This is a genomic window from Geobacillus jurassicus NBRC 107829, from assembly GCF_001544315.1.
GTDB lineage: Bacteria > Bacillota > Bacilli > Bacillales > Anoxybacillaceae > Geobacillus > Geobacillus jurassicus.
This window is the reverse complement of sequence record NZ_BCQG01000033.1, coordinates 1-23,565: the sequence shown is the minus strand read 5'-3', so window position 1 is coordinate 23,565 and position 23,565 is coordinate 1. Positions and strand designations below refer to the sequence as shown.

Here is a 23,565-nt window from a genome sequence, read left to right as displayed (position 1 = left end):
CTTAGCATCCATTGTCGATTGCCAAAAGTGTATGTAAGAAGAGAAGAAGTTGGTATAGACAAGCGCACGAAACAAAGAAAAAACAGCGCCGCTAAAAAAGAAGCCCCGGCCGCACCCGGTGGCGCCAGCGGCGTTTCGTTTTCTGTTATTCTTCCTCGTCGTCTGGACCGGCGGATGAAGTCGGCCGTATGGACACGGGGAGATCGATGGAAGTAATCGCGGCTGCATCGATCGTAAGCGAGCGCCCTCCATCTTTATAAAAGCGGTCGACCAACAGCGAAACGTTGTTCGTCCGGGGCTCGAAACCGAGAAAGAGCGCATTGTAATACGTCCCGTTGGCGGTGTGCACGTTGACTTCAACGTTGGGCGGAAGGGTGGTCAGCTGTTCGTAAAGCACGCGGGGAAGGCGGGGCGGTCGCCGGTCGAAAAATACATGGTACATCGCGTCGCCTCCTTTCTTGTTCCTTGTGTTAAAAACCTATACTTCATCATATGATTGGCGTAGGAGAGCGTTTGGGTAAACGTCCGCGCCAAAGAGAATTCGCTGGCTGCCAAGTTGGAACGACAGGAGGCAATCGATTTTTTTGGCGGTCATGACCGCGACGGAAAGGGGAGGGGATCATGGACGATCCGTTTTCATTTGTCCTTCTTTGTTTAGCCAGTTTTCGCTTGACACGGCTCATCGTATATGATGCGATCACCGACTGGGTACGCCGTCCATTTCACGAATGGACGGAGCAGGAGATTCCAGACGGAAGCAAACAAGTATTTCTTTCCTTAAAGGGAAGTGGGTTGCGGCGATGGATCGGTGAACTGCTGAGCTGCTACTGGTGCACGGGGATCTGGTGTGCGGCGTTTTGTTACATGGGCCTGACGCTTTGGCCGAACGTTTTTGAGCCGCTTATTACGCTTCTAGCCATTGCCGGCGGGGCGGCGATCATTGAGACGATAGTCAGCAAATGGCTGTTGTAAGGAGGAAGGCGGCTATTGAGGTCATGATACAACCGATGAGGGATGTCGGCAGGGTGGCGTTTTGATCAAAGGAATGGACAGTGAACCGCTCTTGCCGGCTGGGCAATGTTCGCTGAAGGAATGACCGGCGGTGTTGATGAAAGCCGCCGCCAAGCTTGTCGGGATGCCGTTGACGGAAGGAAACTCCCAATCGCTATTGTCTGAAATAACGGGGGGCCGGCCCAAACCGGCCGGCCAAAACAGCAGGTGCGACGCTGGGCGGCATGAAGGCGGAAAACGAACGGGTCACCATTGAATGGCGATATGGTTGGCGGCAGGAACGCCCTTTGGCAGTTCCGAGCAATACACGAACCCATCGACCGTCAATGAGCGGGCGTTGCTGGACGGGCGAACAGTGATTTCAAACTGGGAAAAACGCCGCTCCCCGCCCGGTTCGAGCGGGGCGTCATAGAGCGGGGCAAGCCAATATTCCCCGCTTTGCCGCACTTTTTCGCGCCAGTTTTCTTGGGTGAACGTCCAGCTTTCCTCGCTGTTGGAGATCAGCGCTTCCTGCTCGGCCCGCACGCTGTTTGGCAAAATGATTTTCCCGCTCAGCACCGCCGTCTTTGGGGGCGAAAGGCGGAGGCAGACAATCAGATGGTGAAGCGGCGCCGTTCCGTGGTTGCGAATGATGAAATCGCCGATGATAGTTATCTCTTCCTCATCGAGGCGCGGTGGAACGACGACAGAATAGTGAAACAACGCTGACACGGCAGCAGCTCGTTCAAACGCTGGTGTCTGTGTCTCTTTTGAGGTGTTATATCGCGTTTCTTCCAGTGCAATTTCACACAACAGAAGCTGGCGTTCCAAGGCGGCGATTTTTTTCTTGTACGTTTCAACGTTGGTTGTTTCTGCTTCACGCAGCTTCTCTTTCAAATAGGCGCTGCGCATTTTTTCCTTGGCCAACTCGGCCTCCAGTTGCTGCACTTGTTGCCGGCATGAGGCTGCTTCTGACCGGTAGTGGATGATTTGCTGCTGCAGACGGAGGTGTTGGTCGTTTTTGTTTTTCATACGGTTTCCACCCCTTCCATTCTCATCTTATGTATCCATTGCGGGTGCATGCCATATAAAAAAGGCTGTTGTTGGAACAACAGCCTGAACGGTGCAGGACGCTACATGGCCGGGAATACGTCCGGGCATTGCGGCGGGAATTTGGTTGTCGGGCAAAGCACGGCTTCGGCCAATTCTTCGCGCGGTTGGCAGAAACGAGCTTCGACTTCGATTTTGACATCAGCTTCCACTTGGACTTCAAGGCATAAGGTGATGGAAACATCAAGTTGTGCAAAGTTGTCTGTGCAGACTAGGCTCGTGTCGCATTCGAAGAACGAAATATGGCAGTTGAGCTGCGTGCCTTCTGGGGCGCACAAGATGAACGTTTGTGCTGTAGCGAACGGAATCGGTGTCGATTGGCAAATGACCGTGCCGGTTGGGCTGACAATTTGCACGACGACATGCCCTTTGATGAGCGCTTTGACTTTTTGCAACGTCACCGTTTCTCCAGAAGGAAGGGTGACGTTTACGGACTGCCGGCCGTTTGGTTGCGTAATTTCTTGGCAAATTAATGCGTCTTGGTCAACGACCGAGTCGATCGGGTTTCCGTAGGCGTCCGTCAGGAAGCAGCGAATCGTCAAGTTTTGCGGGTTTGTATGTTGCGCTCCTAAAAAGTCGCAAATCGTTCCCTCCCGCGGGCAATGATTCGTCGGGAAGATCGCTTCCAAATCCTCGCCGCTGAAGCTTCGCAATGGAACATCGATTTGGCGCGTCACCCAGTCGTAAATTTTGCGCGTTCTGATGCATACTCTTTCTGTATCGCGACGGTGATGATGACCCATTTTGTTCGTTCCTCCTATCGTTCATTTGTTCCCCAACGCCTGGTGGTTTGGGACTACTGTATACTATGGAACGGCTTAGGTAAATGTGTTGGGACAGATGCGGATTTTTTGTTGGTGGGCGCAGACAACGATGAATCAAAGGAGGAGATGTCGAATGATGAAAGACAAACATGGGGCGATGAATGAAGAGAGAAGGGGGACAGGTGAACAGCGGCTTGCTGGGCGAATGGCTGAACTGGAGCGCCGGCTGAAAGAGGTGGAAGCCGAAAACATTGTGTTAAAGGAACTGGCTTACCAGAGCGCCAAGCGCTACGAGCAGCTCAAACAGCTGGCGAAGGAAAATGACGAGCTCCGCCGTCAGTTGCAACAGCAAGTGCCATGGATCGAAGAAGCAGGCAAGGCGGATGAGGACGAACGTCCGGACAGCTGGTTTTTCCGTACGCTGAGGCAAGAAAATGCCATCATGCCACACCCGGAGCGAAACGAAAAATGAGAGGCACCCTTGGCTCGCCAAGCCATACAATAGCAGTAGCCGCTCGCTTTTTCTCTCGCCGTTAGACATTGTTTGTTTTTATGCCGTTTCGATTAGAGACGAATCGTACGGAAATGGACTTGAACATAAATTGGTTGATCGGCGAGGGCTACACTTTTTCGGGATGGAGGGATGAGGAATGAAGAAGCCTACTCCGTCGAAACCGGTGACAAGGGTGCTTTCTTCGACAACGCAGCCTGTGCGGCGTCCGAGCGGATGCGGATGCGGTCGGCCAGCCGTCATCAAGAAGAAATAACGGAAATCTGTGAGAGATGCCTATACTTCGCTTCGCCTCCTTGCATAGTCTAACAGTGCAACTAGGCGAAAGGAAGGAGGGAAGGGCATGTCGGATCGGAAAAAAGCGAAAGTGATTCATGTCGATAAATTGATCATTCATGCCGATGACATCGTCATTATGCCGCGCGGCCGCATCCGCGATCCATGGTTGTTCCCGCACCGCGATGATACGGAAATGGAAGCTGTTGAAGATGTGCGGGACCGGGATAAGGGAGAACACGATGAAGGAGGCCATGATCGAAACGAAGGGGAACGGAGACCGTTCTCATGGATTTAGCGACGAAGCAAATGGGGGACGCAAACGGTGGAGCGTTTTAAAAATTATGGGCTTTGGCTGGCAATCGGCTCGTTTGTCGTGATTGCGCTTGAGACGTTCGGTGTCGACATTGATCTTGGCAAATATGAACGGCTATACCATGCCCTGTTAAGCATTTTGGTGATGGCCGGCATTTTAAACAACCCGTCGCTCGGCCGCGGCTATTCCGACAAAGTTGATAACAAGTCGTAAACCGTATGGGCGCCTGCAGAAGGCGCCCTTTTCATGCCCGGAAAAGCTGGAAAGGCGACAGAACGTTTTGCAGAAAATGACAATTATAATTTGACGGCAAAAAAACATTCTAAACATTGTCACCGCCAATTTTGCACCATATAAGGAGGACATGAATCATGACAGTTGCAACACAAGTGAAACAAACATTGGCTGGATTAAAATCGGCGCAAGCGAGCTTCGAAACGTTTGCTTTGCAAACGGAAAACCAAGCTGCCAAACAGCTTTACCAACAAGCTGCCCAACAAACGCAGGCGATCATCGATTTGGTGAACTCGCGCGTGCAAGAAATTCAAAATGAAGAGCCACAATATAAACAACAATAACCTTCGCTAAGGCGAATGGGATGGTTCAGGCGGGAAGGTTGGCAGCACGCCAACCTTTTCCCGGCTTTGCGGAAATACATAAAACGAATGGGTTGATGGAGATGAAAAAATGGTGGTTGGCGGCCGTGGCGGCAATCATTGCAACGAGCGGCTGCGCCAAGGAAGAAACGGAACAAAAACAATCGCTGCAAAGGGCGAACTTGCTGAGAACCCACACGTCCGGGACGGCGAAACATGCGGAGCTGAACCAAGGTCCGGCCGAGCGGGCGGTTGCCTATTTGCGCCAGCGCGACGACGTCCGGGATGTGGTGGCGGTCAACAGCGGGGATCGGTTGCTTGTCGCTTATCAAATTCCCCATATGAAGCGGTGGAGTCGAAAGCAAATTGAGAAAGACATTGACCACAAACTGCGTGACATGTTTCCCGGCTACGACGTCGTTTCCTCGAGCGATTTGAAAATTTTTTGGAAGACGAAAGAATTAAAAGCCAACATGGACAATCCACGCTGGGATGAACGAAAATTCAATCAGGAAATCAGGCGGATTGAAAAGCTAAGCAAAGAGCAGACATAAGAGGTGTTATTATGGCGAATGAAAAACGGAAAAAGCTGACTCCTGTTCAACAGGAATACCATTTATTTGAAAAAGAGAGGGAGACGAAGCGCCCTATCGTTCGCAACTGTGTTTGCGCGTTTCTCGTCGGCGGAATCATTTGCACGATCGGGCAGGCGATCTCTTATTTCTATATGTACTTCTTTGATTTCACCGAACAAACGGCAGGCAATCCGACGGTGGCGACGATGGTCTTTTTATCGATGATTTTAACTGGGCTTGGCTTCTATGACCGGATCGCCCAATTCGCCGGGGCGGGAAGCGCCGTGCCGGTGACAGGGTTTGGCAACGCCGTCATCTCGGCGGCGATTGAGCACCGGACGGAAGGATTTGTGTTGGGCGTCGGATCGAACATGTTCAAGCTTGCCGGCTCTGTCATTTTGTTCGGTACGTTTTCCGCCTTTGTCATTGCCCTTGTCAAAACGATTGCGACCCAGTGGGGGGGATTGTAATGCTGAAAGGACACCGTACATGGGTGTTTGCGAACAAGCCGGTGATCATCGCAACAGCGGCGGTCGGCGGGCCGTTTGAGGCGAACGGCCGCCTCGCGGAAGACTTTGATCTTCTCCATGAAGATTTATGGCTCGGCGAAGAGTCGTATGAAAAGGCGCACCGCGTGCTCATTGAAGAAGCAGCGTTTCAGGCGATGGAAAAAGCGGGCCTGGAGAAAGAAAAAGTGCAATTTCTCATCGCCGGCGACTTGATCAACCAAATGACCCCGACGAACTTCGCCGCCCGGACGCTCGGCATGCCGTATCTCGGTGTTTTTGGCGCCTGTTCCACTTCGATGGAAGGACTGGCGCTCAGCGCTTTTATTACGAACTACGGCGGGGCAGACTATATATTAACCGGTGCCTCAAGCCACAATGCCGCCGTCGAAAAGCAGTTCCGCTACCCGACGGAATACGGCGGGCAAAAGCCGCCGACGGCGCAATGGACGGTGACGGGAGCAGGCGTAGCGATCGTCAGCCCGAAAGGAGACGGGCCGCGCGTGACAGCGGCGACGATCGGGCGCGTCGTTGATATGGGGCTTGCCGATCCGTTCAACATGGGTGGAGCGATGGCGCCGGCGGCGGTCGATACGATTGAGGCGCATTTGCGCGATAGGCAAATCGATGCATCGTATTACGATTTGATCGTCACCGGCGATTTAGGACGGATCGGCCGCCAAGTTTCCCTTGACTTGTTGCGCCAGCACGGCATTGACATCGATGAGGAACGCTACCAAGATTGCGGGCTGCTCATTTACCGCGACGGGCAGCCGGTATTGTCTGGGGCGAGCGGGGCGGCTTGTTCCGCCGTTGTCGTTTACGGGCATCTCATCAAACGGATGCGGCGCGGCGAGCTGAAGCGCATTTTGGCAGTCGCGACAGGGGCGCTATTGTCGCCGCTATCGTTCCAGCAAAACGAGACGATTCCGTGCATCGCCCACGCGGTGGCGATCGAGTATGGAGGTGAGGCGTAGCGTGTTGGCTATGTTTTTTTGGGCGTTTGTTGTCGGCGGGCTGATTTGCGTGATCGGGCAAATTTTGATGGATGTCTTTAAACTGACACCTGCGCATACGTTGACGATTCTCGTCGTCGTCGGGGCGATTTTGGATGGATTCGGTTTGTATGAGCCACTCATCGATTTTGCCGGCGCCGGGGCGACGATTCCGATTACGAGCTTTGGAAACGCACTCGTTCATGGTGCGATGCAAGAGGCGGAAAAACATGGCATTATCGGCGTATTGACCGGCATGTTTGAAGTGACGAGCGCCGGCATCTCCGCGGCGATCGTCTTTGGGTTTATCGGGGCGCTCTTGTTCCGCCCGAAAGGATAGGAGGGATCTTCCATGACCGTTGCTTCGCAAGTGAAACAAACGTTGGCGAGCCTAAAAGGCATTCACGCTGGGCTGCAACAGCTGGCGCTCACTTCCCAGGACGAAACGGCGCAGCGGACGTTTCATGAAGCGATGCTTGTGACAGAGGAGATCATCGCGGACATCAAAAACCGGATCGGCCGGCTCGAGTTCGAAGAGCCGCAATACCACGGAAAGTAAGGAGCATGATCGATGCCTATATGGTTAGAAACCGCCATTCGTTCGATTTGCATTTTAATCGGGTTATTTGTGATCACCCGCATTCTCGGCAAAAAGCAATTATCAAAATTGTCGTTTTTTGAATACATCGTCGGCATCACCGTCGGCGATATCGCTGGAACGATGTCGGTCGATTTAGGCATTTCGTTGCAAGAAGGCATCACCAGCATTTTGATTTGGTCGCTGTTTCCAGTGGCTGTCGCTCGTCTCTCGCTGCGCAACAAGAAATTTCGCGATTTTGTCGAGGGTAATTCCACGGTTTTTATTAAAAATGGCAAAATTTTAGAGGAAAATTTGAAACGGGAGAAATATACGGTTGACGAGCTGCTCGAACAGCTGCGCAAAAAAGATGTGTTCCGCGTCGCCGACGTCGAGTTTGCGGTGCTTGAGCCCAACGGCGATTTGAACATCCTGCTGAAACGGGAAAAACAGCCGCTCACCGTCGGCGACGTGTTCCCAAACCCGCCGCGGGAAAAAGAGCCGCAAACGGTCATTATGGACGGTATGATTTTGGATGAGCCTCTCGCTGCGATGGGGCTTGGGCGCGGCTGGCTGAAGGAGCAGCTCGACAAGCAAGGGGTGGCGGTCGAAAACGTCTTTCTCGCCCAAGTCGATTCATACGGGCAACTGACAATCGATTTGTATGACGACAAGATCCAAATTGCCGAGCCGCAGGAGAAAAAACTGCTTTTGGCCGCGATGAAAAAAGTGCAAGCTGACTTGGAGCTGTATGCGTTGCAGACCAATTCCGAAGAGGCGAAGGCGCTGTATGAACGAAACGCCTCGAAAATGCAAGAGCTTGTGCAAAAAGTCGAGCCGCTCTTGCGAAACTGAGGACATAGGAGGAAACGACGATGGAAGACAAACGGACAAAAACGACCGATGAGGAAATCCAAATCCAATTGAAAACAAACGGACGCTCCGAACGGACGCGGACGACCGATGAAGAAATTTCCATTGAATTTATGTTTGAGAGCCCGCAGCGGACGCACCAGCCGAAAGATTATGACGAAATCGAATACTAACGGCGCTCTTTTTTGATAGGTAACACCCGTCTAACGGCAAAATAAGGCTGTCCGCAAATGTTTTGCGGACAGCTTCGATTTTTTTGCGCCAGTCGCCGCCCGAAAAAGCGGGCGGCGTTTTTATTGTTCATCCGGATGACTTTCAGAGCGAAACAGGACCGATTTACGCTGGGAGAGACTGCAAAAAGGCGCGCACTTCTTCCGGCGTTTTGGCGTCAGCACTGTGCAGATGAGCAATTTTTTCTCCATTGCGGAAGACGAGCAAGCTCGGGATGCCAAGCACTTGGTATTTCTCGCCAAGTTCCGGAAACTGGTCGCGGTTGATTTCAAACCAGTCGTATTGCCCATAGTCGCGAACGATGTCATCGATAAACATATTGAGGCGCATACAGTCTGGACACCAAGTCGTGTAAAATTTGACGATGGCTGGTTTGTCGCCGGAAATGGCAGCTTGAAATTGTTCAGCTGTTTCAATCGTTTTCACATTCGTTCCCTCCCTTTCATGTTGCCGTTCATCTTTACTTTACCATATGGCAAGGTAAAAAAAGAACGGCGACGCCTTCACCCCGGGCAGCCGTTTTTGCATACAACAGTAAGAAAGGGGGGAAACGTGTGAGCAAAGAGCTGGAAAAGGCGCTCGAAGGTTGGGTTGCGTCGCGCAAAGAAGGGCATGAAACGTTCATCCGCCTGTTTGAACAATGGGGAAAAGACTTCGACAAGCAGCTGCAAGAAATCGAAAAATTGAACAATGGGTTTCTAAAAAGTGTGCAAGGCAACTTAGACTACATCGAGCAATGGTTTGCGAAGAAGGAGCGGGAATTTGCCGAGCTGTTCCGCCGATTTGGATGACAAAATGGCGTTTGCGCCCATACGCCTCGCTAAGCCGGTGAATACGATACAGTAAACGGAGAAGGAGGTGCACATTATGATGGGCTTCTGCGGTTATGGTTATCCTTACGGCTACGGCTATGGCGGTGGCTATGGCGGTGGCTTTGTGCTGATTGTCGTGTTGTTCATTTTGTTGATTATTGTCGGCGCGGCATTTGTCGCTTAACGGAACAAGCGAATGGAATACGGGCCGTTTCGGCGCCACGGAGCGGCTCGTATTTTTCTTTCCTTTGATGCACGCCGAGGCGGGGGCATCCATACGATAATAGCAGGGAGAAGGAGGCGGAACGATGGATCAGCAATTTTTCAAAAACATCGAAAAGAAAACGGGCGTCAACATGAAAGACATTTTTGAGCTGGCCAACTCGCTGCAAAACGCCAATTTCAGCGACGAAAAAACGGTGCGCCAAGTCGTGAAGCGGGTGGCGCAAATCGCCAACCGAAAAGTGCCAAAAGAACTTGAAGACCAAATCGTCAAGGCGATCGTCCATAACGGCAAGCAAATTGATTTCAATACGATTGCCAATATGCTGAACAATAAAAAATAAGCAAAAGGGAGCTTGCGTGTGCACAGCTCCCTTTTGATCTGTCTTGACCGAGCAAAAAGAAAAGGTGTCTAGAAAGCCGGTGATTTAACGGAAAATGTGGCTCAACAATGAAGTTTCTCCAATTGAGAAACATTGTAAGTCCTGCGCCTCTCTTCACTCGAGAGCCAACAATTTAGGGGAAACGGTTGTTTTTTCACCGGCCTTCTAGGAGGAATCCCCCCAGCTCTTGATGCAATATAGGCGGGGACGCTTAATCAGATAGTCATTCGAGCGATTTCACCATCGTGACATGCGGGATGCCAGCATCCATAAAGACGCCGGAGACGGTCGTGTAGCCGAGCTTTTTGTAAAACGGTTCCGCGTGCGTCTGAGCGTTCAGCTTCACTGTTTTTGCTCCTTTTGTTTTTGCCAGCTGTTCGATCGCTTCCATCACCATCCGTCCGGCGCCGCGGCCGCGGTGGGACGGCAGGACGCAAATGCGCTCGATTTTGCCGACGCCTTCGTCAATGAAGCGAAGCCGGCCAGCGCCGACCGGTGCCTCGCCGTCATACAGGACGAGATGGAACGAGTCGTGCTCGAACGCATCGACTTCCTCTTCTTCTGGCACGTTTTGCTCTTCAATGAACACGAGTCGGCGGACGTGCAGGGCGTCTTCATACAAGGCGCAGTCTTTTGTTGTTCCAATCGCGACGTTCATTGTCAGACTGTTTCCTTTCCTCCAACGACAAACGTTTCATACACGGTCCACGATCCGTTCTCAAGCTGGTAGAGGAGATGGAAGCGGTCGACGGTCTCCTCGAAGTGCACCTCTTGCAACTTCAGCTGGCTGTAGACGTCCGCATATTCCGCGCCCGGCAAATCGCGGCCGATCGTAATGTGAGGCACGAACACAAACTCCGGCTTTCCGGCAAACAAGCCGCTGTGCAGTTGTTCATGAAGGCGCTCGAGCACGTCGTTTGGCTCCACTTTTAAATAAATGATGTTGCTTGTCGGATAAAACGAGCTGAATTTCGTCACTTTGATCGGGATGGGGGGCGTTTCCGCCGCAATGCGGCGCAGCTCTTTCGTGATTTCTTTCAGTTGCTCCTCATCCGCTTCAAACGGGTATTTCAGCGTAATATGCGGCGGAATGAGGGCGTAATGGCTGTCGTACCGTTTCCGGTACGAGTTGGCGAAATCTTGAATCCGTTTTGGCGGAAAGATCACAATGCCGTACTTCATTTTGTTTTCCCTCCTTGAACCAGTTTGTTTTCCATGCGCAAACGGCGTACGGAAAGGATACAGCGGCTCGACGTCCTCGAAGCCGTTCTGTTTTGGCCTATAACGATAAAACAGAGGCTACTGCCCGCGGCACATCCGGCTGCCAATACGTCCACGCATGGCCTCCTTTGAACTCATGGTACGTATAAGCAAATCGTTGTCCCATAAACAAATCCCGCGCCATTCGATTCGGGGTGACAAAATCGCGCACATGGCCGTCCGTTGTTTTCACCGCTGTTTCCTCCGTGCCGACAGAATGGTAAAGCGAAAGGAGCGATGGATCGCGGAATGAGCGGATGCGCGCCAATATCGAGTCGTCGATATAGGGGGACTGCATGGCGATTTTCCCGAATGTATGCGGATACAACAACCCGGCTAAAAGCGACACCGTTCCGCCGAGCGAGTCGCCGATCAGCGCCCGGCCTTTGCCCATTTGATACGTCGGCAGTTCCCGGTCCAAAAACGGAACGAGTTCATGGGCTAAAAAACGAACGTATGCTTCGTGTTTTCGGCCTTGTGGGTGGTATTTCTCGTAGCGGTCGTTGACGTTCCGATACGGGATGCCGACGACGATCGTCCGGTCGATCTTTCTGTCTTCCATCAGCATTTCGATGACAGCTTTTATTTTTCCATACATAAAATAATCTTTGCCGTCTTGCGCGATTAATAAAGAATATTTGTAAAGGGGCGAAAAATTGCTTGGCAAGTAGACGAGCAGTTCGATTTCTTCTTGCAGCTCTCCGCTGTACAGCTTGTAGTCGCGCATCGTTCCTGTTGCTGTCGCCATGACCATCCTCCATGAAAGCGTAAGTTCATCTGTTATTGTAACATATTTGCGTCAAAAGATGTTAATGAAGGGCTCGAATTTTTTGTGAATTTGCCGAACCGTGCGGTTGATAAAAAAATGGCTTGCAAAAACGGGCGGAATGCGCTACATTTTTTATTAAATTAGAAAAATTGAATACACGTCTCGTTCTTATCAAGAGAAGCGGAGGGAACTGGCCCAATGAAGCTTCAGCAACCAGCCGCCCGGCGGCCAGGTGCTAAATCCAGCGAATTGAGCATTCAATTCGGCAGATAAGAAGAAGCATGACCATGTGTATGGAAAAGTCTTCTTCTTAGAAGACTTTTTTTATTTATTCAAGCGGCCGCTCCGATGAACCGCGTGGCGGTCTAGGACCAAGGCGCTCGGCCGCTGCCCGAGAGACAGCGGCGCTTCGTTTTGCGCCAAGCGGTCGGCCGTCAATCCATGATGGAATTTTCAGCAGAAGGAGAGAGATGAGATGGAGAAACTGGAGACGTTGTTAGCGCAAATTGGCAACCGGAGCGAAACGGTGACGGGGACGGTCAACCCTCCGGTTTATTTTTCCACGGCCTATCGCCATGCTGGCATCGGGGAGTCGACCGGGTTTGACTACATCCGCACCGGCAACCCGACGCGCAAAATCGTCGAAGAAGCGATCGCAAAACTCGAAGGCGGCGACCAAGGCTATGCGTTCAGCTCTGGCATGGCCGCCATTCAGACGGTGCTTGCCTTGTTTGAGAGCGGAGACGAGTTTCTCGTATCGGCCGACCTTTACGGCGGCACGTACCGCTTGTTTGAGCGCGGCTGGCGCAAGTACGGCCTTGCGTTCCATTACGTTGACTTCACTGACCTCGATGCAGTGGAAGAAACCATAACGGAAAAAACGAAAGCCATTTTTTTGGAAACGCCGACGAACCCGCTGATGCATGAGACGGATATTGCCGCCGTCTCCGAGCTCGCCAAGCGGCATGGGCTTTTGTTGATCGTTGACAACACGTTTTATACGCCGGTGCTTCAACGCCCGATCGAACAAGGCGCCGATATTGTCATCCACAGCGCGACGAAATACTTGGGCGGCCATAACGACGTCTTGGCTGGCCTTGTCGTCGCCAAAGGCGAGGAGCTCTGTCAACGCTTGGCCGAATACCATAACGCCATCGGCGCAGTGTTGTCGCCGTTTGATTCGTGGCTGTTGATCCGCGGGATGAAAACGCTGGCCCTAAGGATGCGCCAACATGAAGAAAACGCGAAGCGAGTGAGCGCCTTTTTGCGCGAACATGAAGATGTCACCGATGTGTTGTATCCGGGAAGAGGCGGGATGCTGTCGTTCCGGATTGCCGATGAAAAGTGGGTGAACGGGTTTTTAAAAAGCTTGCGCCTCATTACATTCGCGGAAAGCTTAGGCGGAGTCGAAAGCTTCATCACGTACCCGGCGACGCAGACGCACGCCGACATTCCGGAAGAAATCCGCATCCAAAACGGCGTCTGCAACCGACTGCTCCGCTTCTCGGTCGGCATCGAACATGCGGATGATTTAATCGCCGACTTGGCGCAAGCGTTCAAACACATGAAAGAGGTGTAAGCGATGGAACGGGAATGGTCGTTTTCAACGAAACTGCTCCATAATGAATGGAAAGTCGATCGCCACACGGGAGCGGTGAGCGTGCCGATCCAGCACGCCTCCACGTTCCATCAGTTCGATTTCGATTCATTCGGCAAATACGACTACAGCCGCTCCGGCAACCCGACGCGCGAGGCGCTCGAGGAAACGATCGCGGCGTTAGAAGGCGGCGTGCGCGGATTCGCCTTCGCTTCTGGCATGGCCGCCATTTCGACGGCGTTTTTGCTCTTGTCCCGAGGCGACCACGTCCTCGTGACTGAAGACGTCTACGGCGGCACGTACCGGATGATCACGGAAGTGTTGACCCGCTTTGGCATCGAGCATACGTTTGTCGATATGACGGATTTAAACACAGTAGCGGAAAACATTCGTCCGAACACGAAAGTCATTTATATGGAAACGCCGTCCAATCCGCTGTTAAAAGTGACCGACATTCAAGGCGTCGTCAAGCTGGCGAAAGCGCACGGCTGTTTGACGTTCTTGGATAATACGTTCATGACGCCGGCGCTGCAGCGGCCGCTTGACCTTGGCGTCGATATTGTCCTTCACAGCGCCACGAAGTTTTTAGCCGGCCATAGCGACGTCGTCGCCGGGCTGGCGGTCGTGAAAGATGAAGAGTTGGGAAAAGAGCTGTACAAACTGCAAAACGCATTTGGCGCTGTCCTTGGCGTCCAAGATGCGTGGCTTGTGCTGCGCGGATTAAAAACGCTCCACGTCCGGCTGAAGCAGTCATCTGAATCAGCGGCCGCCATCGCCCAATATTTGGCTTGTCACCCAAAGGTCGAAGAAGTGTATTATCCGGGGCTCGAGAACCACCCAGGCCATGACATCCAGCGCCATCAAGCGGACGGGTTTGGCGCCGTGCTGTCGTTCCGCTTGGCCGATGAAGAAGCGGCCCGGACGTTCGTCCGCAACGTCCGCCTGCCCGTGTTCGCCGTCAGCCTTGGCGCGGTCGAGTCGATTTTATCGCACCCGGCGAAAATGTCGCACGCCGCCATGCCGAAAGACGAGCGGCTTCGTCGCGGCATCACCGACGGCTTGCTGCGGCTGAGCGTCGGACTGGAGGATGTCAACGATTTGATCGCCGATTTTGAGCAGGCGCTGTCGTTTGTGAAAGAGCGGCCATCGGTTTCAACGACATAGCCATCAGCCCGCCAAGCCTTCACAGCTCGGCGGGCGGGTCAAGATGCCGCTGAGGTTGACAACAGCCGCTCCTCTTTTAAGTGTTTCAAAAAGAGATCGACGAGTTCGCCGTCCCACTGGGTTCCCTTTCCTTTTCTCAAGATGTCTGCCGCTTGATGAATATCCATCCCTTTACGGTACGGACGATCCGAAGTCATGGCGTCAAATGCATCGGCCACCGCGATGATTTTGCCAAACAACGGAATGTCGTCGCCTGTTAAGCCGTCCGGATATCCCTTGCCATCAATGCGCTCGTGATAGACGTTATGAACGATCGGTTGATACACTTCTTTTTCCTCCCGTTTCATATGGGTAAGCAGTAAGCTGACGGGATGCAAGACAGAGGAAATGGTCGGAGGTTCTATTGTCGTGAGGGAAACAGCTGGCAGCCGTTGCTGAAAAGCGGTTTGCACGTTAACGAGCACATTGAGGATTTGTTGAAGCTGTGCCAATAAAAACATTCGACTTCGCCGTCTCACGCGCCCTTGAACGCTGCGTCATCTCGACGGCCAGCTTGCAGCTTGCCACCGAGCTGATCTCCCTGCCCCCCTTGCCGAACAGCAGCGCTGCCGCATCATCACGCAGTACGAATCCGCCCGCCGCCGGTACACCCCGCTTTTGCTCGAGCCGTTTGAGAGCGGGTTGTTTTGATAGGGGGCGGCACGAGCTTCCCCTTTTTCACGGTGAACACTCATTTTTTAAAAAAATAGTTGACAACCTGTATTCCCGTTTATATAATTAAAAATGTGTTTAACAGTGAACAACAACATATGATTCCGTAGCTCAGCTGGGAGAGCGCCACCTTGACAGGGTGGAGGTCGCTGGTTCGAGCCCAGTCGGAATCATCAAGTGAAATCCCTTGAGCTGCAAGGCTTAAAGGGATTTTTTTGTTTATGTTGTCGTTTTTAATTTGAATGTTTGGGTTGTATGTGGGAGACTATGTTTAGCGAAAACATTTACAGAAAAAACCGTATGAAAGCCCACGGTTTCAATCGTGGGATGAAAGACGGTGTTGCTCGGTAAATCCCTTAATGGGATTGTTTAGCGCAACAATGTTTATCTTTAAGGGTTTCAGTATAACCATTAAACCGATACAAGAATGGCAAAAGCAACCGTATCTTGGCGGTATGGCGTTTCAGTATAACCATTAAACCGATACAATTAATAATATGGAACAAGAATATCGAAGAACGAAAACAATTGTATCGTTGATTAACTATCATTTTGTTTTCTGTCCACGGTATCGAAGAAAGGTGTTAGTGGGCAGAGTGGAAGAGCGATTCAAGCAGTTAGTAGAAGAAATTTGCCAGGAGAATGATTGGATCATCCTTGCTATGGAAGTGATGCCTGATCATTGTCATTTGTTCTTGAATTGCCTCCCTTCTGATTCTCCATCAGATATGATGGCAAAAGTGAAAGGAGCGACTTCCAGACGATTAAGACAAGAATTTCAACACTTGTCTCATCTGCCGAGTCTTTGGACACGCTCTTTCTTCGTTAGTACAGCAGGGAATGTATCAAGTGAGACAATAAAACGTTATGTGGAATCTCAAAAGAAAAGGGGGTGAATCCATGCCGACGATCACCCTAAGGCTGGAGCTGCACAAGCCAACGAAAGCCAAACAAGATATGTATGAACGGATGACAGCAGTGAATACCGCGTTTGCGAATTGGCTGTTGAATCATCCCGAACTGAATCAAGCGACGAGCAAAATTTTTAAAACGTTTTCGTCGCAGCGGTTTCCTTCCGCCGTCGTCAATCAGACGATTCGAGAAGTGAAGTCCCAAAAGAAAAAACAAAAGGCAAAGAAGTTCCGAACATTCTGGTGTTGCTTTAACAATCAAAACGTGAAGGTGGAAAAGAAAGGAGCGTTCTACACGGTTTCCTTCCCCACACTGGAGAAGCGAATTGGCGTGCCAGTGGTTGCGCGCCCCTATCAAGAAGGGTGGCTGAAGCGGCTGTTGGACGGAACCGCCAAACAAGGGGCCGCCAAGCTCTACAAAAAGAGAACGAGATGGTATTTGGCGATCGCGATCACCTTTGACGTGAAGCCACAGCACGAAACAAAGGCAATGGGCGTTGATTTGGGACTTCGCTATATCGCCGTGGCCAGCGTGGGAACGAAATCGTTGTTTTTCAAAGGGAACCAATGCGCCTTTGTGCGCCGACGCTATGCGGCTTTGCGGCGAACGTTGGGCAAAGCCAAAAAGCTCTATATGATTCGCAAAATCGGCCGTAAAGAGTCCCGCTGGATGAAGGATCAAAATCACAAAATCAGCCGTCAACTCGTGAATTTTGCCCTCGCCAACGGTGTTGGCGTGATTCGGATGGAAGCGTTGACGGGGATTCGGAAACGGGCCAAATCGGCCAAAGAAGCGGGGCGAAGCCTTCATGCTTGGGCATTTCACCAACTGCAAACGATGATTGCCTATAAAGCGGAAATGGCAGGCATTCGGGTGGAGTGGGTGGATCCAACCTACACGAGCCAAACGTGTAAATGTGGACATCGGGAAAAGGGAAATCGCAATGGCATCCACTTTCAGTGTAAACAATGCGGATACACCCTCCACGCCGACTTGAATGGCGCGATCAACATCGCCAAAGCGATTTCGGGTTTCGCCTCCTAACCTAGCGCACTGGTCACAGGTGCGCCGCCCATGGGGGTACAGCTTAACCCGATGGGACGGGGTGATGACACACCCCTAAACTTGGGCGTTGTCCGAACCAGAAATGGATGAGGACGCGAATGACCCAAGAATCCCACGGATTTAGGCGTGCGGAGTGTCAAAAAGAAGTCGATCGTTCTATAAAAAATTTGGTTGAAAGATAGGTAAAAAGGGATGCATATGAAAAATAATCAAACAAGCACAGTCTATGTCATATCAGGCCCCGCTGGGGTTGGCAAATCAACAATTTCAACAGCATTGGCGAACAAGTTGGAGCGTAGTGCGTATATTTCGGGCGATGACATCAGCCATATGCATATCAATGGACGGAAAAAACCGTGGGAAAGTAAAGAAGAGCTTTCATTAATTTGGGATAATATTCTAAGTCTTGCAAGAAATTTTGTAAAATACGGCAATGATGTGGTAGTGGATTATATTGCCTTTCCTCATGAAGTGATATGGTTGTATGAAAATGTAAAGAATTTAAACGTAACGGTTATGTATGTTGTTTTGTGGGCAGATGGGAAAACGTTAAGGCAAAGGGATGAGATGAGGGCCCCCGAGCAACAAATGGGGGAACGCTGCCTCATTTTGCTGAATGAGTTCCATGCATCAGGATTCGATCGAAAGCATCTTTTGGATACTAGCGGGAAACGTAAGGATGACATAGATGAGATGATTGATGAAATCATGAGCAATCAAAGATTTCGAATTTGTTAAAAGATGTTTCATTGGCGCTGCTCTTTCCTTGCCATCGCGAGTTGATTCTCACATCTTTGAAGCAATGACACTGCGAATTTTATTGCTCTGCCGGTGAACACAAACAGCCCGTTTTCAGCGGGCTTTTTTTCATGATATGATAATAACAAAAGAAGAAAGTTGCAAAAGAGACGAAGATGAGGGATGGACATGGCGCATAACTTTCAATTTCTAGAAGGAAAATGGGATGTGCTTGCCCGGGTAGGGGAGACGGCCGAGCGGCATGTGCATCAAAACCCAAACGTGGCGATCAGCGAGCTGCGCAAGTTGGCCGAGGCGATGACGAAATACATATTGGCGTTCGAAGGCATTCGCGAAGAGCGCGGCACCGATCAGCAAGACCGCCTCAAGGTGCTGCTGTATGAACAAATCATCCCAAAAGAGATATATGACATCTTCACGATGATCCGCTTAAAAGGCAATCAAGCGGTGCATGATCCCAATTATGGGGACGTGCATGAGGCAAAGACGCTATTGCACATGGCGTTTCGCCTAGCTGTATGGTTTATGGAAGTGTACGGCGACTGGTCGTTCGAAGCTCCCCAGTATCGAGAGCCGCTGCCGCCATCGTCTGAATCGACGGATGAACTGAATCGGCTCATCGAATCGTATAAACAGCGGCTTGCCGACTTGGAAGCGGAGCTTTCGCACATCCGCGAGACGGGGCTGTATACGAGTGCCGAGGAAAAACAAAAGCGGCGTGACTATTCGCGGCGGGCGGTGGCGAATTTCGAACTGACTGAGGCAGAGACGCGCCTCATCATCGATGAACAGCTGCGGGCGGCTGGCTGGGAGGCTGATTCGGAAAAACTGCGCTTTGCCAAAGGCGCGCGGCCAGAGAAGGGGCGGAATTTGGCGATTGCCGAATGGCCGCTTCGGCACGGGGTTGCCGATTATGCTCTTTTTATCGGCTTGGAGCTGGTCGGCCTCATTGAAGCGAAACGCGCAAGCAAAGACATCCCCGCCGATATCGAACAGGCAAAACAATACGCCCGTCTCGTTGTGCGCCATGGGCAAGAAGTGATTCACGAGCCGTGGGGGGAGTATTTCGTTCCATTTTTGTTCGCCACCAACGGCCGTCCGTACGTGAAACAGCTTGAACAAAAGTCCGGCATTTGGTTTTTGGACGCCCGGAAATCGACGAACCATCCGCGCCCGCTGCAAGGCTGGTATACGCCGGACGGGTTGAAACAGCTGCTGGAACAAGACATTGAACGATCCGAACAGCGGCTGCGCGATGAGACGTTCGATTATTTGAAACTGCGGCCGTACCAAGTGCGGGCGATTCAGGCTGTTGAGCGGGCGCTTGAAGACAAGCGCCGGAGCGTGCTTGTCGCCATGGCGACGGGAACGGGAAAAACGCGCATGGCGATCGGCTTGATTTACCGCTTGCTCAAAGCGAAACGGTTTCGGCGCATTTTGTTTCTCGTTGACCGAAAAGCGCTCGCCGAACAAGCGGAAGCGGCGTTTAAAGAAAGCCGAATGGAGCACTTTCAGACGTTTGCCGAGATTTACGGTTTGCAGTCGCTGTACGACCAAAAGCCCGATCCGGAGACGAAAGTGCATATCGCCACCGTTCAAGGAATGTTGAAGCGCATTTTTTACAACGACCGTCCCGAAGACGTTCCGCCGATTGACCAGTATGACTGCATCATCGTCGACGAAGCCCACCGCGGCTATACGTTGGATAAAGAAATGAACGAAATCGAGCTGGAGTTTAAAGACCATCGCGATTATGTAAGCAAGTATCGGCAAGTGCTCGATTACTTCGATGCCGTCCGCATCGGTTTGACCGCGACGCCCGCCTTGCATACGACGGACATTTTCGGCCCGCCCGTGTTTACGTATTCGTATCGCGAGGCGGTCATCGACGGGTATTTGGTCGACCATGAGCCGCCGTATCAGTTTGATACGGTGCTGAAACGGGAAGGGATTACGTGGGCGAAAGGAGAGACGGTTGATGTCTACGACGCCGTATCCCATACGGTGTCGCAAGAGTATTTGGAGGATGAACTGAACATTGATGTTTCGCACTTTAACACGAAAGTCGTAACGGAAAGCTTTAACCGCGTCATCATTCGCGAGCTCGTCAACTATATCGCTCCGGATGATGAAGGGAAGACGCTCATTTTTGCCGCGACGGACGATCACGCTGATCTCGTCGTCCGACTGCTGAAAGAAGAATTTGCGCGCGTATACGGAGAGTTCGATGACAATGCGGTCATGAAAATCACCGGATCGATCAAAGACCCGTCAGGAGCGATCCGCAGGTTTAAAAACGAAAAATACCCGACAATCGCGGTGACGGTCGATTTGTTAACGACAGGGGTCGATGTGCCGGCGATTACGAACCTCGTCTTTTTGCGCCGCGTTCGCTCGCGCATTTTGTATGAACAAATGCTCGGCCGGGCGACAAGGCGGTGCGATGAGATTGGGAAAGACCATTTCAACATCTTTGACGCCGTCGGCATTTACGAAACGTTAAAGCCGTATACAAGCATGAAACCGGTCGTCGCCCGCCCGCAGGCGACGCTGACGGAGCTGTTCGATGAACTCGAACAGCTTGAACAGACCGCCCATCTGGAATACCAAAAAGAACAAATCATTGCGAAGATGCAACGGAAAAAGCGGACGTGGTCCGACAGGCAACACGAAGATTTCCGCGTGCTTTCCGGCGGAAAAACGGTCGATGAATTCATCGACTGGCTGAAATCGCTGCCGTCTGATGAACTGAAAGACGGGCTGAAAGAATATAAATCGATGTTCCGCTATTTGGACGAAAACCGGTACCGCGAGCGCAAGCAATACATTTCCCACCATGAAGACAAGCTGCTTGGCGTCAAACGAGGCTACGGCAATGCGGAAAAACCGGACGACTATTTAGAGGCGTTCGGTGAATTTATCCGCACGAACATGAATAAAATCCCGGCGCTGATGATTGTCTGCCAGCGGCCGTCCGAACTGACGAGGGAAGAGTTGAAACAACTGCGATTGGAACTTGACCGAAGAGGCTTTTCCGAGAAAAAACTGCAGGCGGCATGGCGGGAGGCGAAAAATGAGGACATCGCCGCCGACATTATCGCCTTCATCCGCCAACAGGCGCTCGGCGACCCGCTCATCAGTCATGAAGAACGAATTCGCCGCGCCATGAACGCCATTTACCGGATGAAACCATGGCCGCCGCTGCAAAAGAAATGGCTTGAGCGGATCGAAAAACAGCTGCTGCAAGAATACGTCCTCCATCCCGACCCGGAAAAAGCGTTTGACTACGAACCGTTTAAAAGCCACGGCGGCTTTAAGCAGCTGAACAATATTTTCGGCGGTCAATTGCCGCAAATCGTGCGCGAAATTAATGAAAACTTGTACAACTACGCCAAGAAGGAGCAAGCCTAGAGATGAACAACCGAGAAATTGTCCAAAAGCTGTGGAACTTGTGCAATGTCTTGCGCGACGACGGCATCACGTACCACCAATATGTCACCGAGCTGACGTATTTGCTGTTTTTGAAAATGATGAAAGAAACCGGGCAAGAATACATCATCCCCGAGCCATACCGTTGGGACGTGCTCGCCAAAAAGGATGGAATCGAGCTGAAAACGTATTACCAACAGCTGCTCATGGCGCTTGGGCAGGAAGAGAACGAACTGTTAAGGCAAATTTACACCGACGCGACGTCCAACATCCGTGAGCCGAAAAACTTGGAAAAAATCATCCGCACCATCGACGCGCTTGACTGGTACAACGCGAAAGAAGAAGGGCTCGGCGCCTTGTACGAAGGGCTGCTCGAGAAAAACGCGAGCGAATTGAAATCAGGCGCGGGGCAATATTTCACCCCCCGCGTGCTGATTGACGTCATCGTCGAACTCGTTGACCCGAAGCCCGGCGAGCGCTGCCACGACCCGGCGGCGGGGACGTTCGGCTTTATGATCGCCGCCAGCCGCCACGTCCGGGCGAAAACGGACGACTATTTTGATTTATCGGAAGAAGAAATTCGGTTCCAGAAATATGAAGCGTTCTCCGGGGTCGAGCTCGTCCGCGACACGCACCGCCTCGCGGTCATGAACGCCCTCTTGCATGATGTGCACGGCGACATTTTGCTTGGCGACACGCTCTCTCCCCTTGGCGAACAGCTGAAAGGGTATGACGTCATTTTGACAAACCCGCCGTTTGGCACAAAAAAAGGCGGGGAACGGGCGACACGGACCGACTTTACGTTTATGACGTCAAACAAGCAGCTGAACTTCCTCCAGCACATTTACCGGGCGCTCAGACCAAACGGCAAGGCGCGCGCCGCGGTCGTTGTGCCCGACAACGTGCTGTTTGAAGGCGGCGTCGGCGCCGACATCCGCCGCGACTTGATGGACAAATGCAACGTCCATACGATCTTGCGCTTGCCGACCGGCATTTTCTACGCCCAAGGGGTGAAAACGAACGTCTTGTTCTTCACCCGCGGGGAAACAGACACGGGCAACACGAAAGAAGTATGGGTGTACGATCTTCGCACGAACATGCCGTCGTTTGGCAAGCGCAATCCGCTGACGAAAGACCATTTCGCCGGATTTATGAAAGCCTACACCGCCGAAGACCGCCATCAAGTCGACGATGAACGGTGGAACGTCTTCACCCGCGACGACATCGCCAAAAAAGGCGACAGCCTCGACATCGGTCTCATCGCCGACGAATCGCTGTCCGTGTACGACAACTTGCCCGACCCGATCGACTCGGCTGAAGAAGCGGTGGAGAAATTAGAGCTCGCCATCTCGCTGCTCAATGAAGTCATTGCCGAACTGAAAGCGGCCGAACACCCGACCCGCTACGAACCGGCAAAAACCGAAATGCTCCACGTCGCTGAACGACTCGAGGTGTCAGAACGATGAGCAAGGCCAAACCAAAATCGATGGAACAGCTGCTCGAAGAAGCGCTCGTGCCCAAAGACGAGCAGCCGTACGAAGTGCCGGGGAATTGGGTGTGGGTGAAATTTGGAGTTGTTGCCAAGTTATTTAATGGATATGCATTTAAAAGCACTGATTATTCTGATGAGGGTATACCAATAATTCGAATATCCGATTTAAATGGTATGGAAACAACTCCCGAAACCGCTGTTAGGGTTCCTAGAGAGCTCTACAATGAAAAGTTTTTGGTGCGCAAAGGCGACTTATTAATCGCAATGTCTGGGGCTACTACTGGGAAAATAGGTATATATAATTCGGACGAAATCGCTATGCAAAACCAACGCGTTGGAAATATCAAAACGATTAATGATAACATTTTATATGCAGCGTATAGAAATTATTTTGTGATTAGTTCCTCGACAGAAATTTCGAAATTGGCGTATGGTGGAGCACAGCCAAATATAAGTGGTGCTCTCATTGAAAGTCTGTCTTTCCCACTCCCCCCCCTAAACGAACAAAAACGCATCGCCGATAAAATTGAGCGGCTGTTTGCGAAAATCGACGAAGCAAAGCGGCTGATTGAAGAAGTGAAGGAGTCGATCGAACAGCGGCGGGCGGTAATTTTGGAGAAGGCGTTTAAAGGGCAATTAGGGACAAATGATCCGAGCGAGAAAAGTATAT

At 51.7% G+C, this 23,565-nt stretch carries 31 protein-coding genes, 1 tRNA gene and 1 riboswitch; of the genes, 24 read left to right on the top strand and 8 right to left on the bottom strand.

Features of this window, described 5'->3' with window-relative positions:
• Positions 1-145: 145 nt before the first annotated feature.
• The gene (locus GJ1_RS10815; protein ID WP_066232173.1) at positions 146-442 is read right to left on the bottom strand and encodes a hypothetical protein; all 297 of its coding nucleotides are present in this window, start codon (positions 440-442) and stop codon (positions 146-148) included.
• A gap of 179 nt (positions 443-621) precedes the next feature.
• On the opposite strand from GJ1_RS10815, the gene GJ1_RS10810 reads away from it, so the two are divergent.
• On the top strand, positions 622-972 hold the full coding sequence (locus tag GJ1_RS10810) for a DUF1360 domain-containing protein (RefSeq protein WP_066232167.1): 351 nt from the start codon (positions 622-624) through the stop codon (positions 970-972).
• Positions 973-1,257: 285 nt separating this feature from the next.
• On the opposite strand, the gene GJ1_RS10805 is transcribed toward GJ1_RS10810, so the two are convergent.
• Both GJ1_RS10805 and GJ1_RS10800 read right to left on the bottom strand, forming a co-directional pair.
• Positions 1,258-2,022 carry a hypothetical protein gene (locus GJ1_RS10805; RefSeq protein ID WP_066232164.1) on the bottom strand — a complete coding sequence of 255 codons (765 nt, stop codon included), beginning with the start codon at positions 2,020-2,022 and terminating at the stop codon, positions 1,258-1,260.
• Positions 2,023-2,123: 101 nt separating this feature from the next.
• Entirely contained in the window at positions 2,124-2,843 is a 720-nt protein-coding gene (locus tag GJ1_RS10800) for a BMQ_0737 family morphogenetic spore coat protein (RefSeq protein ID WP_066232161.1), read from the bottom strand.
• Positions 2,844-2,997: 154 nt separating this feature from the next.
• Here GJ1_RS10800 and GJ1_RS10795 point away from each other — a divergent pair, with 154 nt between their 5' ends.
• The 11 genes from GJ1_RS10795 (at position 2,998) to GJ1_RS18680 (ending at position 8,262) form a co-directional block, all read left to right on the top strand.
• A complete protein-coding gene (locus GJ1_RS10795; protein ID WP_066232159.1) occupies positions 2,998-3,336 on the top strand; it encodes a spore coat protein regulator protein YlbO in 339 nt (112 codons plus the stop codon).
• A 382-nt stretch (positions 3,337-3,718) separates the two neighbouring features.
• The gene (locus GJ1_RS10790; RefSeq protein ID WP_066232156.1) at positions 3,719-3,949 is read left to right on the top strand and encodes a hypothetical protein; all 231 of its coding nucleotides are present in this window, start codon (positions 3,719-3,721) and stop codon (positions 3,947-3,949) included.
• Positions 3,950-3,976: 27 nt separating this feature from the next.
• Positions 3,977-4,180 carry a holin gene (locus GJ1_RS10785; RefSeq protein WP_066232154.1) on the top strand — a complete coding sequence of 68 codons (204 nt, stop codon included), beginning with the start codon at positions 3,977-3,979 and terminating at the stop codon, positions 4,178-4,180.
• Positions 4,181-4,338: 158 nt separating this feature from the next.
• Positions 4,339-4,545: a DUF1657 domain-containing protein gene (locus tag GJ1_RS10780; protein WP_066232151.1), complete on the top strand. Its 207-nt coding sequence runs from the start codon at positions 4,339-4,341 to the stop codon at positions 4,543-4,545.
• Positions 4,546-4,640: 95 nt separating this feature from the next.
• The gene (locus GJ1_RS10775) at positions 4,641-5,117 is read left to right on the top strand and encodes a YhcN/YlaJ family sporulation lipoprotein (protein WP_066232233.1); all 477 of its coding nucleotides are present in this window, start codon (positions 4,641-4,643) and stop codon (positions 5,115-5,117) included.
• Positions 5,118-5,128: 11 nt separating this feature from the next.
• On the top strand, positions 5,129-5,608 hold the full coding sequence (gene spoVAC / locus GJ1_RS10770; protein WP_066232148.1) for a stage V sporulation protein AC: 480 nt from the start codon (positions 5,129-5,131) through the stop codon (positions 5,606-5,608).
• Positions 5,608-6,621, top strand: coding sequence for a stage V sporulation protein AD (spoVAD, locus tag GJ1_RS10765; RefSeq protein WP_066232145.1), 1,014 nt, complete (start codon positions 5,608-5,610; stop codon positions 6,619-6,621). The genes spoVAC and spoVAD overlap by 1 nt, the downstream gene beginning before the upstream one ends.
• Before the next feature lies 1 nt (position 6,622).
• A complete protein-coding gene (spoVAE, locus tag GJ1_RS10760; protein ID WP_013146042.1) occupies positions 6,623-6,979 on the top strand; it encodes a stage V sporulation protein AE in 357 nt (118 codons plus the stop codon).
• A gap of 12 nt (positions 6,980-6,991) precedes the next feature.
• On the top strand, positions 6,992-7,198 hold the full coding sequence (locus tag GJ1_RS10755) for a DUF1657 domain-containing protein (RefSeq protein ID WP_066232141.1): 207 nt from the start codon (positions 6,992-6,994) through the stop codon (positions 7,196-7,198).
• 12 nt (positions 7,199-7,210) lie between these two features.
• On the top strand, positions 7,211-8,071 hold the full coding sequence (locus GJ1_RS10750; RefSeq protein WP_066232136.1) for a DUF421 domain-containing protein: 861 nt from the start codon (positions 7,211-7,213) through the stop codon (positions 8,069-8,071).
• Between the two features lie 20 nt (positions 8,072-8,091).
• Positions 8,092-8,262: a hypothetical protein gene (locus GJ1_RS18680; protein WP_167346111.1), complete on the top strand. Its 171-nt coding sequence runs from the start codon at positions 8,092-8,094 to the stop codon at positions 8,260-8,262.
• A gap of 163 nt (positions 8,263-8,425) precedes the next feature.
• Here GJ1_RS18680 and GJ1_RS10745 read toward each other — a convergent pair whose 3' ends face one another.
• Positions 8,426-8,746, bottom strand: coding sequence for a thioredoxin family protein (locus GJ1_RS10745; protein WP_066232134.1), 321 nt, complete (start codon positions 8,744-8,746; stop codon positions 8,426-8,428).
• A gap of 128 nt (positions 8,747-8,874) precedes the next feature.
• Here GJ1_RS10745 and GJ1_RS10740 point away from each other — a divergent pair, with 128 nt between their 5' ends.
• The 3 genes from GJ1_RS10740 (at position 8,875) to spoVIF (ending at position 9,698) form a co-directional block, all read left to right on the top strand.
• Complete coding sequence (locus GJ1_RS10740; protein ID WP_066232132.1) at positions 8,875-9,111, top strand: hypothetical protein; 237 nt, start codon at positions 8,875-8,877, stop codon at positions 9,109-9,111.
• A gap of 76 nt (positions 9,112-9,187) precedes the next feature.
• Positions 9,188-9,316 carry a YjcZ family sporulation protein gene (locus GJ1_RS17880; RefSeq protein WP_013146038.1) on the top strand — a complete coding sequence of 43 codons (129 nt, stop codon included), beginning with the start codon at positions 9,188-9,190 and terminating at the stop codon, positions 9,314-9,316.
• Positions 9,317-9,440: 124 nt separating this feature from the next.
• On the top strand, positions 9,441-9,698 hold the full coding sequence (spoVIF, locus tag GJ1_RS10735) for a sporulation-specific transcription regulator SpoVIF (RefSeq protein WP_066232129.1): 258 nt from the start codon (positions 9,441-9,443) through the stop codon (positions 9,696-9,698).
• Positions 9,699-9,960: 262 nt separating this feature from the next.
• Here spoVIF and GJ1_RS10730 read toward each other — a convergent pair whose 3' ends face one another.
• From GJ1_RS10730 to GJ1_RS10720, 3 genes are all read right to left on the bottom strand, one after another.
• A complete protein-coding gene (locus tag GJ1_RS10730) occupies positions 9,961-10,395 on the bottom strand; it encodes a GNAT family N-acetyltransferase (RefSeq protein WP_066232127.1) in 435 nt (144 codons plus the stop codon).
• A 2-nt stretch (positions 10,396-10,397) separates the two neighbouring features.
• Positions 10,398-10,919 carry a YjcG family protein gene (locus GJ1_RS10725; protein ID WP_066232125.1) on the bottom strand — a complete coding sequence of 174 codons (522 nt, stop codon included), beginning with the start codon at positions 10,917-10,919 and terminating at the stop codon, positions 10,398-10,400.
• Between the two features lie 97 nt (positions 10,920-11,016).
• Positions 11,017-11,745 (bottom strand): GTNG_0744 family esterase, encoded by a 729-nt coding sequence (locus GJ1_RS10720; RefSeq protein ID WP_066232122.1) that lies wholly within the window; start codon positions 11,743-11,745, stop codon positions 11,017-11,019.
• A 186-nt stretch (positions 11,746-11,931) separates the two neighbouring features.
• Positions 11,932-12,042: riboswitch (SAM riboswitch) on the top strand.
• Positions 12,043-12,241: 199 nt separating this feature from the next.
• Between GJ1_RS10720 and GJ1_RS10715 the strand changes: the two genes are divergently transcribed.
• Positions 12,242-13,345 carry a methionine biosynthesis PLP-dependent protein gene (locus GJ1_RS10715; RefSeq protein WP_066232119.1) on the top strand — a complete coding sequence of 368 codons (1,104 nt, stop codon included), beginning with the start codon at positions 12,242-12,244 and terminating at the stop codon, positions 13,343-13,345.
• Positions 13,346-13,348: 3 nt separating this feature from the next.
• Positions 13,349-14,527 carry a cystathionine beta-lyase gene (gene metC, locus GJ1_RS10710; RefSeq protein WP_066232116.1) on the top strand — a complete coding sequence of 393 codons (1,179 nt, stop codon included), beginning with the start codon at positions 13,349-13,351 and terminating at the stop codon, positions 14,525-14,527.
• A 38-nt stretch (positions 14,528-14,565) separates the two neighbouring features.
• On the opposite strand, the gene GJ1_RS19275 is transcribed toward metC, so the two are convergent.
• Positions 14,566-15,027, bottom strand: a complete 462-nt coding sequence (locus tag GJ1_RS19275) for an HD domain-containing phosphohydrolase (RefSeq protein ID WP_066232113.1) — start codon at positions 15,025-15,027, stop codon at positions 14,566-14,568.
• A gap of 311 nt (positions 15,028-15,338) precedes the next feature.
• On the opposite strand from GJ1_RS19275, the gene GJ1_RS10700 reads away from it, so the two are divergent.
• The 7 genes from GJ1_RS10700 to GJ1_RS10675 all read left to right on the top strand — a co-directional run.
• Positions 15,339-15,411 (top strand) — tRNA-Val (locus GJ1_RS10700).
• Positions 15,412-15,735: 324 nt separating this feature from the next.
• Positions 15,736-16,134: an IS200/IS605 family transposase gene (gene tnpA / locus GJ1_RS17875; RefSeq protein WP_074043776.1), complete on the top strand. Its 399-nt coding sequence runs from the start codon at positions 15,736-15,738 to the stop codon at positions 16,132-16,134.
• 4 nt (positions 16,135-16,138) lie between these two features.
• A complete protein-coding gene (locus tag GJ1_RS10695) occupies positions 16,139-17,194 on the top strand; it encodes an RNA-guided endonuclease TnpB family protein (RefSeq protein ID WP_066232110.1) in 1,056 nt (351 codons plus the stop codon).
• Positions 17,195-17,407: 213 nt separating this feature from the next.
• Positions 17,408-17,953 (top strand): P-loop nucleotide/nucleoside kinase family protein, encoded by a 546-nt coding sequence (locus GJ1_RS10690; RefSeq protein ID WP_066232106.1) that lies wholly within the window; start codon positions 17,408-17,410, stop codon positions 17,951-17,953.
• A gap of 189 nt (positions 17,954-18,142) precedes the next feature.
• On the top strand, positions 18,143-21,385 hold the full coding sequence (hsdR, locus tag GJ1_RS10685; protein WP_066232230.1) for a type I restriction-modification system endonuclease: 3,243 nt from the start codon (positions 18,143-18,145) through the stop codon (positions 21,383-21,385).
• 2 nt (positions 21,386-21,387) lie between these two features.
• On the top strand, positions 21,388-22,869 hold the full coding sequence (locus GJ1_RS10680; RefSeq protein WP_013146029.1) for a class I SAM-dependent DNA methyltransferase: 1,482 nt from the start codon (positions 21,388-21,390) through the stop codon (positions 22,867-22,869).
• Positions 22,866-23,565, top strand: a 700-nt coding sequence (locus GJ1_RS10675; RefSeq protein WP_174520114.1) for a restriction endonuclease subunit S, incomplete at its 3' end; no start/stop codon positions are given. The genes GJ1_RS10680 and GJ1_RS10675, both read left to right, overlap by 4 nt.